This window comes from Mucilaginibacter sp. PAMC 26640 (assembly GCA_001596135.1).
Lineage (GTDB): Bacteria > Bacteroidota > Bacteroidia > Sphingobacteriales > Sphingobacteriaceae > Mucilaginibacter.
In genome coordinates this window covers 3,181,249-3,193,216 of sequence record CP014773.1, presented here as the reverse complement: position 1 = coordinate 3,193,216, position 11,968 = coordinate 3,181,249, and the positions used below count along the sequence as shown (strand labels likewise).

Below are 11,968 nucleotides of genomic sequence, written 5' to 3'. Positions count from 1 at the left end.
TTAGGTAACTAAAAATCCGGCAATATACCTTCAATCCCCCAGCGTTCTTCTATTCCTAAACCAAACAAGGCAAAATCATATTTTACCGGGTCGAGCGGGTCTAATTCGTGCAGGTTTTGGGTGAGTTCCAGCGCGGTTTGCCAGTCGGTTTGTTTGCGGGTAATAAGTTTGAGTTTACGCGCCACACGGTCTACATGCAAATCGCAGGGGCAGATGAGGTCGGCCGGTTTAAGTTTGTTCCAGATGCCGAAATCTACGCCTTGTTCATCCTTCCGCACCATCCAGCGCAGGAACATGCAAAGCCTTTTACAGGTTGACTTTTGCGATGGCGATGAAACATGCTTTTTAGTGCGGTTGGGGAAAACGGGCAGCGACATGAAGTAGGAACGGAAGTGATCAAGCGCAAATTCGGCTCTCCCAGCCCCCTGAAGCTGGAGCTTTTGAGTGGCCGCTTTACCTATGCCCTCCTCCAAAGGCTTAGACGCCGGGACAAACGCATCCTCAAGCGAATCGAATCGCTCGTAATGATGCCGGAAGAACGATATAAAGTAAAGGGTATCGACATCATTAAAAGTGCGATGCTTAAAGTTCAGCAGCTTTTTCAGATCCGGCTCTTCGTGGTTAATGATGAAATCATGAGGTGCGCCATCCATCAGGGTAATGAGTTCCTTACACTTGTTGATGATAGTTACCCGTTGCCCCCAGGCCAGGGTTGCCGCCCAAAAGCCCATGATCTCCACGTCCTGCTTTTTGGTAAAGAGGTGCGGGATGCTCACGGGGTCGTTAGCGATAAACTCGGGGCGGTTATATTGGGATACCTTAGCGTCGAGAAAGGCTTTAAGATTATCGTTCATTTGTATAGTTGCAGTGGCAATAGAGATGCCAGGAAAACACTGCCACTGCCACTGCTGCATCAGGCTTAAGAAAGCGCCTGCTTTAAATCGTCTAAAAGATCTTCGATATCCTCCACCCCTACACTTAAGCGCAGCAGATTATCCACTACGCCGGCTTTATCACGCTCAGCTTTGGGAATGCTGCCATGGGTCATGCTTACGGGGTGATTGATCAACGATTCCACTCCACCTAAGGACTCCGCCAGCGAAAATACTTTGAACGAACTTGCTATGCGGAAAGTTTCCTGCAGGTCGGCATCTTTTAGTACAATTGAAATCATCCCCCCAAAATCGCGCATTTGCTTTTTGGCTACGTCATGATTTTTAGAATCGGGAAACCCCGGCCAATAGATCTTTTCAACGCGTGGGTGATCTTTCAAGAATTCGGCAACGGCCCTGCCATTTTCACAATGCGCTTTCATACGCAGGTGCAACGTTTTAATGCCGCGCAGCACCAGGAAGCTATCCATCGGCCCCGGAGTGGCACCGCAGGCATTATAGATAAACCAAAGCCTTTTATATAGCTCCTCGTCGTTCAGCATCAGGGCTCCCATTACCACATCTGAGTGACCACCAATGTACTTAGTTACCGAATGCATCACCACATCGGCACCCAGATCAATAGGATTTTGGAGATAGGGCGAAGCAAAGGTATTATCCACCACGAAAAGCAGGTTGTTTGCTTTAGTGATCTTTCCAATAGCTTCGATATCCACCACCTGCATCGTTGGGTTAGTAGGCGTTTCTATCCAAACCAGTTTGGTTTTATCGTTAATGTGTTCTTTAACAATTTCCGGGTTACTCAGATCTAAAAAATGAAACTTAATGCCGTAGTTAGCAAATATCTTGGTGAAGATGCGGTACGAACCTCCGTACAGATCGTTACCGGTAATTACTTCATCGCCGGGTGCAAGCAGCTTCATCACCGCATCGGTAGCACCCATGCCGCTTGAAAATGCCAGTCCGTATTGTGCGTTTTCAAGCGCGGCCAAACAATCTTCCAGCGCCTTTCGGGTTGGATTGGTACCGCGCGAATATTCATACCCCTTATTATCTCCCGGCGATTTTTGCCAGTAAGTAGAGGTTTGATATATAGGCGTCATGATGGCGCCTGTAGTTGGATCGGGCTCCTGCCCTGCGTGAATTGCTTTTGTTGCGAATTTCATTTCGTGCTTTTAGCACGGCCCATAGTCGATAGCCGATGGACCATAGTAACAATTATACCTTCATAGCGGTGGACTATCGACCACCTGCTATGCACCATTTTTAGTAGGCTCTCGCAAACAGCACCCGCTGCGTAGATGGTTTGCCCGTCAGGATACATTTGCCCTCTTCCTGTTTATTATCCAAAGGTATACAACGGATAGTTGCCTTGGTTTCGTCTTTTATTTTTTGCTCAGTTTCGGATGTGCCGTCCCAATGTGCCGATATAAAGCCGGGTTGATCATCCAGCATGCGTTTAAATTCTTCGTAGGTATCAACTTCGGTCGTATTGTCTGCGCGGAATGTTGACGCTTTAGTGTAAATGTTGGTTTGAATCTCTTCCAGCAATGCCGTGATATGTGCAGCCAAACCATCCTGCTGTACTGTTTCTTTAGTTTTGGTATCGCGGCGGGCCAATTCAACGGTTCCGTTCTGCATATCGCGGCTACCAATGGCTACGCGCAATGGTACGCCTTTCAATTCATACTCAGCAAATTTTGCTCCCGGGCGATGGGTATCGCGGTTATCGAATTTTACGGTTACGTCTTTAGAACGCAGTTCTTTAGTTAATGCAGTTACATATGCCGTAATATTGTCCAATTCTTCGGGGTGTTTGTAAATCGGTACAATTACAACCTGTATCGGTGCCAGCTTTGGTGGTAAAACCAAGCCAGCATCATCTGAGTGAGCCATAATCAACGCGCCAATTAAACGGGTGGACACGCCCCATGAGGTAGCCCAAACAAAATCCTGTTTGTTATCCCGGGTAGTAAATTTTACGTCAAATGCCTTAGCAAAGTTTTGCCCTAAAAAGTGCGATGTACCTGCCTGCAGGGCTTTTCCATCCTGCATTAATGCTTCAATGCAATAGGTATCCAATGCCCCGGCGAAGCGTTCGTTTGCTGTTTTGCGGCCTTTCACTACGGGAAGCGCCATCCAGTTTTCGGCAAATTCGGCGTAAACATCCAGCATTTGTTCTGTTTCTGCTACAGCTTCTTCTGCGGTAGCATGGGCGGTATGCCCTTCCTGCCATAAAAATTCGCTGGTACGCAGAAATAAACGGGTGCGCATTTCCCAGCGCATTACGTTTGCCCATTGGTTAACCAAAATAGGCAAATCACGGTAGCTTTGGATCCAGCCGCGGTAAGTGTTCCAAATGATGGTTTCGGACGTTGGACGGATAATTAATTCTTCTTCCAATTTTGCATCTTCATCCACAACAATATTACCTTCCCCATCGTTCTTAAGCCTGTAATGTGTTACAACAGCACACTCCTTAGCGAAGCCCTCCACGTGGCTGGCCTCTTTGGAGAAAAATGATTTTGGTATGAGCAGCGGAAAGTAAGCGTTTTGGTGCCCCGTTTCCTTAAACATTTTATCGAGCTGGGCCTGGATCTTTTCCCAGATGGAATAGCCATATGGCTTAATGATCATACAACCTCTAACAGGCGAATATTCGGCCATGTCAGATTTAATTATTAAGTCGTTAAACCATTGCGAATAATCTTCGTCTTTACTGATGACACCTTTGCTCATATACTGATTTTTGGAATAGAATTTGACTTTATAATTAATATTACTAACCGCCAAATTTATAAATTTATACGTTTATTTGAACTTGAACTTTACACTCTCTTCAAAATGAAAAGGAACCTGCTTTTAGGAATCACATTAATCGGCGCAATGGCGCTGAGTTCCTGCTCCGTAAATAAAACCGCATCCAACCAAAAAAATGACGACGACGTTTATTTTTCAAAAGCTACAGCAGCTGAAGCACCCGAGTACGTGGCGCAACAGCCTGCCTATCGGCAGGATGTGAATGATGACCAACAATACACTGACGATGACGATTATTATTACTACGATGACTACGCATCTCGTATAAATCGTTTTGCATACTACTCACCATTTAACTATTACGATTCTTACTACGGATACAGCCCTTATTACAACGGCGGGTTTAGCTTAGGCCTTGGTTTTGGGCTAGGCTACGGCGGGTTTGGGTATGGTGGAATCGGTTATGGCTACGGAGCTTTTTCACCATATGCCGGTTACGGTTACGGCGGTTTTGGATACGGTTATGGCGGTTATGGGTATTCGCCATACTCCTACTGGGGTACAGGTTACGGCGGCTCGCCTTATTGGGGCGTTTATTCGGCCTATAATTCAGGATCGCCACGCCCTTTCAGAGGCAATGGCAATCCCCGTGGGATTGGAAATAGTGGCCGTGCTGGCGTTGGCTATTCTGGTGTAGCAAATAATGGTATAGGTTATTACCCAAACAGGCCAACAAGAGGCAATAGCCAGGGTAATGCCAGAACATATAATAACGGCGGATATAGCAATGGCGGCTACTCCGGCCGTGCAACGCGCCCTTCACGTGGCGACGGAGGACAAACAGCTCAACCTCAGCAAAGGCCCAGCAGTCAGCCAACTTATACGCCAGCCCCTTCATATAGCGGAGGCAGCTCGAGAGGCAGCAGCGGTGGCGGAGGTGGTGGCGGCGGCAGACCAGCAAGACCTTAATTAGTACATTACCTAAAGAAATTTATGAAAATAAAATATCTACTCAGTGTGATCGCTATAGTAGCGGTTACACAAAATAGTTTTGCCCAGTTTTCACAAGATGCTATCCGCTTTTCGGGTGCCCAAAATGGCTCAACGGCCCGGATCAAAGCCTTGGGAAATGCTGGGACAGCAATAGGGGGCGATTTAAGTTCGGTTAGCGGTAATCCCGCAGGCCTTGGATTTTTTACAAGATCTGAATTAAGCATAACACCTGAATTGAATTCTTCTAAAGTGCAGGGCAGTTATTTTGGGCAATCGCAATCCACAACCCGAAGCACAGGTAATTTAAATAACGCTGCATTGGTTATTTACAATCAACTAAGCAAACCCCGCGGCGCAGATAAAACCAAAGGCTGGCTAAGTGTCAATTATGGTGTAGGTTTTAGCCGCACACGTGATTTTTATGAAAACATCAACTACGGCGGCACCAATAACAACAGTAGCATAGCCAACTATTTTTCGGCGCTGGCTAACAGCAGTAAGCAAACCGATGCCCAAGGTACATTCTTACCCAACGGATCGCTTGAATCTTGGGCCTATAATCAATATCTTATTGAAGAAGGAGGTGGCAATTATACTTCAAATGCGCAAGCCGGTGGAATGCAAAAAGTTAGTAGCAGCCGCGATGGAGGCCTAAATCAGCTCGATTTTTCTATGGGCGCCAACTACAGCAACAAGTTCTATATAGGCCTGGGTATGAGTTTTACCGATATCAGGTACAATGCATCTTCCGTATTTGGCGAAACTGGCGTTGCTAATTTACCTGCGACTAGTACAGATCCAGCTGAAAGTTTAGATTATAATACATCCTACGTACAAAATCAAGTAACAAAAGGAAGTGGATTTAATGCCCGCTTAGGTGTAATATACAAACCTGTTGAAGCGGTTAGATTAGCTGCCAGCTTTACATCCCCTACTTGGTATACCATCGATGATCTGTATAGCGAAGGTTTAAGAACCCGTTTCCCGCAGAGCACTACCAATTCGGTGATAGCAAATGAAAACGACCAGCCTTACGCAACTACTTATAATTTGCGAACCCCATATAAGGTAAGCGGTGGCGTAGCTGTGTTTATAAAACAATTTGGCTTTATTACTGGCGACATCGATTATGTGGATTATACCAGCGCACACTTAAGCAGCAATGATAATTACGATGCGGATTACAAAGACAATCCAGATATAAAAACATTATACAAAAGTGCCGTTAACGCGCGTATAGGTGCAGAGGCGCGTATAACTAGTTTCTTTTTACTACGGGGCGGATATGGCATCATTGGTGATGCGCAAAAAGAAAATGGCAGTGCAATTAAGACCGCAAGTGGTGGTATTGGCCTGCGCTTTGGCAGTGCTTATGTTGATGCTACCTATACACATGCAAGCAGCACTCAAACTGTTTTTCCTTACGAAATCGGAACTGCCAGCCCATCTGCTCTACTAAATAGAACGGCAAATAATGGATACTTAACAGTCGGTTACCGTTTTTAATATTTTAAAAAAAATCTAATTTGTAAAAAAAGCGATGAGAATGACTCATCGCTTTTTTTGTTTTCGTATTCGCTCCTGTGAACGTAGCTTACATTCCCCCGTTGTAATCTATGCTAGCTAATCTTCGTTAACAAACGATCTTAGCATCCAGGTGTTCTTCTCTTTGAACTGCATAAACCGATTGACCATATCGTTCGTACCGTCATCACCAGCATTTGCGGTAATGTCAAGGATTTCACGTTCCATTTCTATCAGGCTGGCCATGTCTTCTATCAACGCTTTTACCATATCGGTATCCAGCATGCCAATGGTATCAATTTCTTTTAAGCTTGATTTTTGTATATAATCATTAAAAGTACTATACGGAGGCTTTCCAAGGGTCAGAATTCTTTCGGCAAGCTCATCAATAGTAGTTAATGCCGCTGTGTACAGTTCCTCAAACTTAACATGCAGGGTAAAAAAACTTTTACCTTTTACATTCCAGTGGCAGCCACGCAATTTCTGGTAGTGGATGTGATAATTAGCCAATAGCTCATTCAAATGATCTACAACCGGTTTTACTGCCTTTTCTTCTAAGCTTATTTCTTTAGCGTCCATAATATAAATTATATGTGTTTTAGTGATAACATGTTTTAGATCCTGTTGTTGATAAAGGTAAGGCACAAATGATATTAATAATCATATTTGCAGCATAAATGACAATGTTACAACCAAGCGTTAAGCATAATTTTGGAGGAACCATCTGGCGGATGGAGATAGATGAACTAACCGATACAATGGTTGTTGAGGTACGAAATGAAACCGATAAGCAAGTGTCTTTCGCAGCTATCAGCCTTACATCGGGCAAAATTTACTTTGAAAACTATCGGACCGATGAGCGTTGGCTTACCGGAGTAGAGTGTGTATACGATGGCGTTGCATTGTTGCACTACTACAAGCACGAAAGCGGCCCCGAGCACAAAGGCATTATGGCCATAAATGCCCTTACCTCCGGTGAGATCTGGAGCAATTATAGCCACGCTTTCGATCACCTTACCATTAACGGGCCAGCAATTTACAACAGCAATTTACAGCCGGCTAAACTATTACTTGCCGATATAAAAACCGGAAAAGTACTGAGAAACCACGCAGAAGACGATAAACCTTTGCCGAATAGCATAGTCATACCCCAACTATGCTCAACCGATCAGCTTGCAATGATACCGGTAGAGATTGAAGCGGTTGGAAATATCGCACATTACCTCCATCACAATAATTATAGAATTGTATCTTTGCACGCGTTTAAAAACGGCGTGCTGCAACAGCATTTGTTAATTACAGACGGTGCAACTAGGGTATATGCCGATTTATTAAATAGTGGTATACAAAAATTGCAACCCGAGGCGTTTGTATTACATAAAAATGCGCTGGTTTATATTAAAAACAAAACAGAAATAATCGTTTTACATCTGTAATGCGCTGTACAATAATAAAATATGAAGTTTAAAACAGTATTATTATCCACCATATTACTTGCCGTATCCGCAGCTGCATTTTCCCGCCCGATGGTAGATTCTGTAGGCGTAGAAAATCAGAACGGTAAAAAAATCATCCTCCATAAGCTTGACCCTAAAGATAATTATTACTCGCTTGGCCGTAAATATGGTGTTAGCCCAAAAATTATTATAGAATTTAATAACAATGCCAGTATGCAAATTGGCAAGGTGATAAAGGTGCCAACCGAAAGGCCTTTTGGTACTGCAAGCACCCCAACAACTGTAGCGACTACTACCCCATCTCAGCAACCGCAAACCAAACCAGTTGTGCAGCAACCTACAGTGACCACTACAACTGTCGTTACTACGCCGGTTGTAACCACTCCGATCGTAACTGGCACACCAGCTGCAACCACCACATCGCCGCAGCCAAAAAGCGTGCAGCAAAAAACAGCACAAGAAGTTGCAAACAGCAATTCGGGCGGTATTACCACCCAGCAGTATAAGGTATCAGCGGGAGAAACGCTTTACAGCATTGCAAAACGCTTTGGTACAACAGTAGATGATATTACGGCTATCAATAAGCTTACAACCAGCATTGTACCGGGCCAGGTTTTGCAGATCCGCTCTGGCGTGCCTCCTGCCCCTGCGGCAGTCCCACCAGTAACACAGCCTAATGATAGCCTGCTTACTAAACGCGACAGCACCATGGTGGCACCGGCAGATACCATGGGAGAGCACCGTCCTGGTACAAATAAATATGGCTTGTTTGAAAAAAATGAACGCGGAGTAGCAACCTGGATAACCGATACCAGCCTGGATCCAAATAAAAAATTAATCCTGCACCGCACCGCTCCTATCGGTACGGTAATGCGCATTACCAATCCGATGACCGGTAAAAGTACTTTTGCGAAGGTTGTAGGCCGCTTTACTGATACCCAGGAAACAAAAGATGTGGTAGTAGTACTGACTAAAAATGTTGCCAGCTCAATTGGTGCCCTTGATAAACGTTTTCACGTAAATATTAGCTACGGAACACCGAATGAATAAACCTTATGTAATAGGTGTTGCCGGCGGAAGCGGAAGTGGCAAGACTTTTTTTTTGAAATGTTTTCTGGAGCATTTTACAGCTGAGGAAGTTTGCCTCGTATCGCAGGATGATTACTATATCCCCGTGGCGCATAACATGACCAAGGAGGAAAATAAGCTTTACAACTTTGACCTGCCTACTACTATTAATGCCGATCTTTTCGAAAGCGACATCAGCAAATTGATGCGCTGGGAAACGGTATTTCAGAAGGAATATACCTTTAATAATCCCGATGCCGTACCCAGGATTTTGGAGATCAAACCTGCACCTATCATCATAGTAGAAGGGCTTTTTATCCTTCATTTCAAAAAGATCGCCAACGATCTTGACATGACCATTTTTATCGAGGCTGACGAAGAAATTGCTTTAAAGAGACGCCTGAAACGCGACCTGGCAGAGCGAGGCTATTCTAATGAAGATGTGCAATACAAATGGCATCACCATGTTGTACCGGCTTATAAAGAGTTCCTGTTGCCATTCAGAGAAATTTGCGACAAGGTTGTCGTCAACAACGGACACTTAGCAGATCATATCATAGAAGTGACCGATAAAATTTCAGAAGAACTGAGGGAAAAGGTTTTGGGGAAATAATTTGGATCAATCGCAGTTCAGCAAAAGATCGTAATATTTTTTCATCAGTACGGTATCGTAATTCACCAATGAATTGTATGCTTCGGTAACTAATTCGTTCAGTATGGACGAACCGAGCTGCCCCGCCCCGTTTGGGATAGAATCATAGTAAGTAATCAGCTCCTTAACCCTTATTATTTCGTACAATAGCTGCTGGATAAGGTCGGTTTGCTGCCCCCCCATACCATGCGTATTATTCAGAAAACCTAGAGGATCATTCGTACTAGTAGGTGTCATTTTCGATATGGACCGCTTTACATTCTCTGATAGAATTCTGCTCTTAATTTTAGCAAACCTGCCGGGCTACCAAATTGTTTTTTATTTTTCAAAAAAAACTATTATAAATAATAAAACCCTCATTTAGAGGGTTTTATTATTTATAAATTCAAATTACTTATTTGATTCTGGCTTAGGCAATAGAACTTTGCGGGAAAGTTTTAATTTACCTTGCTTATCAACGTCAAGCAGTTTAACACGTACCTCATCACCAACATTGAAGATTCCGTCCATGGTCTCAATCCTGCGGTGATCTATTTCTGAGATATGTAACAAACCATCTTTGCCCGGCATAATTTCAACAAATGCACCAAATGGCATTATTGATTTCACTTTACCTTCGTAAATTTCGCCCACTTCCGGTTTAGAAGCGATGTTGCGAATGCGGGTTAAAGCGGCGTCGATAGCAGCCTTGTTATCGGCAAATACCTGTACAATACCCTGGTTGTCTTTTTCTTCGATAGAAATAGTCGCACCGGTTTCACGTTGCATTTCCTGGATGATCTTGCCGCCGGGCCCGATAACTGCACCAATAAATTCTTTGTCGATTTTAATGGTAACAATACGCGGAGCGTGTGGTTTGTAGTCCTCACGTGGTGCGGTAATGGTTTTAGCCATTTCGCCGAGGATATGTAAACGACCTTCTTTAGCCTGATCTAACGCATTTGTTAAAACTTCGTAGGATAAGCCATTTATTTTTAAGTCCATTTGCACAGCAACAATACCGTTTTTGGTACCGGTTACTTTAAAATCCATATCACCTAAGTGATCTTCATCACCCAGGATATCAGAAAGGATAGCATATTTAGTACCCATTTCATTGGTGATCAATCCCATTGCGATACCAGATACCGGGTTGCTGATTTTAATACCTGCATCCATCAAAGCCAATGTACCGGCACAAACCGTAGCCATTGATGAAGAACCGTTAGATTCAAGGATATCAGAAACGATACGTATCGTGTATGGGTTTTCATCTTCGTGCGGTAACACGCGTTTTAAAGAACGCATTGCTAAGTTACCATGACCAATCTCACGACGGCCTGCACCCCTGTTAGGGCGAACCTCACCGGTTGAGAAACCAGGAAAATTGTAGTGCAACAAGAATTTTTGATAACCGTTGATGAACGCACCGTCAATCATTTGTTCATCGTCCTTAGCACCTAAGGTAACAGTGGTTAATGATTGGGTTTCGCCACGGGTAAATACGGCAGAACCGTGGGCAGATGGCAGGTAACCAACCTCACTCCAAATAGGGCGAATTTGTTTGGTATGGCGGCCGTCTAAACGTTTGCCTTCATCCAAAACAAGGTTACGGATAGCATCGTATTCAACATCGTGGTAATATTTTTTTGCAAGCGACTTGGTGATATCGTCAATTTCGCCCAGAGTAGCGATGTAAGCATCACGTACTTCCTTAAACTTAACCGACCGCTCATCTTTTGCAGAAGCAGATGAAGCTACATCGTAAACCTGCTGATAAGTTGCTTCGTAAATTGCTTTCTTCAGGTCTTCGTTACTGTGTTCGTGGCTGTAAGTACGTTTAACCGTTTTGCCAACTTCTTCCGCCAGTTCAATTTGTGCTAAACACTGAATCTTAATTGCAGTGTGGGCAAATTTAATAGCTTCAACCAACTCAGCTTCCTGTATTTCGGCACTTTCGCCTTCTACCATGTTGATATCGTGCTGGTTACCAGCCACAATAAATTCGAGGGTTGCAGTTTTTAATTGTGAAAGTGTTGGATTAATAACCAATTGGCCATCAACTTTAGCAACGCGTACTTCAGATATCGGCCCGTTGAAAGGGATATCAGAAACAGCTAATGCTGCAGATGCTGCCAAACCAGCTAATGCATCAGGCATAATATCTTTATCAGCGCTGATCAGGGAGATCATCACTTGGGTATCAGCATGATAATCTTCAGGGAACATTGGGCGCAATGCACGGTCAACCAAACGGGAGATCAAAACCTCATAGTCTGATAAACGAGCCTCACGGCGTAAAAAACCACCCGGGATACGACCGGTGGAAGCGTATTTCTCTTGATAATCTACAGAAAGAGGTAAGAAATCAATACCTTCTTTTGCTTCTTGCGATGATACTACAGTAGCCAATAACATGGTGTCACCCATCTTAATTACTACAGAGCCATCAGCCTGTTTAGCCAGTTTACCGGTTTCGATCTCAATGGTGCGGCCGTCACCTAAATCAATTACCTTTTTAATTACTTTTAAACTCATCTTTTTTGTGTTGTGAGGTGCTTTTCATCTTCAGGAGCACCCCGGTTTTATGTGTGTATAGTGTCGATGCGAATTTGTTGCCGGTTTACTGCGGCTTTTGAAGC

Annotated in this window: 11 protein-coding genes; 5 read left to right on the top strand and 6 right to left on the bottom strand. The window is 44.0% G+C overall.

Features of this window, described 5'->3' with window-relative positions; all coding sequences use genetic code 11:
* Positions 1-8: 8 nt before the first annotated feature.
* The 3 genes from A0256_13820 to A0256_13810 form a co-directional block, all read right to left on the bottom strand.
* Complete coding sequence (locus A0256_13820; protein AMR34548.1) at positions 9-860, bottom strand: TIGR02757 family protein; 852 nt, start codon at positions 858-860, stop codon at positions 9-11.
* 59 nt (positions 861-919) lie between these two features.
* Positions 920-2,059: a cystathionine gamma-synthase gene (locus A0256_13815; protein AMR32425.1), complete on the bottom strand. Its 1,140-nt coding sequence runs from the start codon at positions 2,057-2,059 to the stop codon at positions 920-922.
* 100 nt (positions 2,060-2,159) lie between these two features.
* Entirely contained in the window at positions 2,160-3,632 is a 1,473-nt protein-coding gene (locus tag A0256_13810; GenBank protein ID AMR32424.1) for a proline--tRNA ligase, read from the bottom strand.
* A gap of 105 nt (positions 3,633-3,737) precedes the next feature.
* Here A0256_13810 and A0256_13805 point away from each other — a divergent pair, with 105 nt between their 5' ends.
* Both A0256_13805 and A0256_13800 read left to right on the top strand, forming a co-directional pair.
* Positions 3,738-4,622: a hypothetical protein gene (locus tag A0256_13805; GenBank protein AMR32423.1), complete on the top strand. Its 885-nt coding sequence runs from the start codon at positions 3,738-3,740 to the stop codon at positions 4,620-4,622.
* A gap of 24 nt (positions 4,623-4,646) precedes the next feature.
* Positions 4,647-6,152, top strand: coding sequence for a hypothetical protein (locus tag A0256_13800; protein AMR32422.1), 1,506 nt, complete (start codon positions 4,647-4,649; stop codon positions 6,150-6,152).
* 117 nt (positions 6,153-6,269) lie between these two features.
* Here A0256_13800 and A0256_13795 read toward each other — a convergent pair whose 3' ends face one another.
* A complete protein-coding gene (locus tag A0256_13795) occupies positions 6,270-6,749 on the bottom strand; it encodes a DNA starvation/stationary phase protection protein (protein AMR32421.1) in 480 nt (159 codons plus the stop codon).
* Between the two features lie 104 nt (positions 6,750-6,853).
* On the opposite strand from A0256_13795, the gene A0256_13790 reads away from it, so the two are divergent.
* The 3 genes from A0256_13790 to A0256_13780 are packed head-to-tail and all read left to right on the top strand — an operon-like array spanning position 6,854 to position 9,308.
* On the top strand, positions 6,854-7,606 hold the full coding sequence (locus A0256_13790) for a hypothetical protein (GenBank protein AMR32420.1): 753 nt from the start codon (positions 6,854-6,856) through the stop codon (positions 7,604-7,606).
* A 21-nt stretch (positions 7,607-7,627) separates the two neighbouring features.
* Positions 7,628-8,677 (top strand): hypothetical protein, encoded by a 1,050-nt coding sequence (locus A0256_13785; protein AMR32419.1) that lies wholly within the window; start codon positions 7,628-7,630, stop codon positions 8,675-8,677.
* Positions 8,670-9,308, top strand: a complete 639-nt coding sequence (locus tag A0256_13780; GenBank protein ID AMR32418.1) for a uridine kinase — start codon at positions 8,670-8,672, stop codon at positions 9,306-9,308. Before A0256_13785 ends, A0256_13780 begins: the two co-directional genes overlap by 8 nt.
* 6 nt (positions 9,309-9,314) lie before the next feature.
* Here A0256_13780 and A0256_13775 read toward each other — a convergent pair whose 3' ends face one another.
* Complete coding sequence (locus A0256_13775; protein ID AMR32417.1) at positions 9,315-9,530, bottom strand: hypothetical protein; 216 nt, start codon at positions 9,528-9,530, stop codon at positions 9,315-9,317.
* A 207-nt stretch (positions 9,531-9,737) separates the two neighbouring features.
* On the bottom strand, positions 9,738-11,864 hold the full coding sequence (locus tag A0256_13770; GenBank protein ID AMR32416.1) for a polyribonucleotide nucleotidyltransferase: 2,127 nt from the start codon (positions 11,862-11,864) through the stop codon (positions 9,738-9,740).
* Between the last annotated feature and the right edge of the window lie 104 nt (positions 11,865-11,968).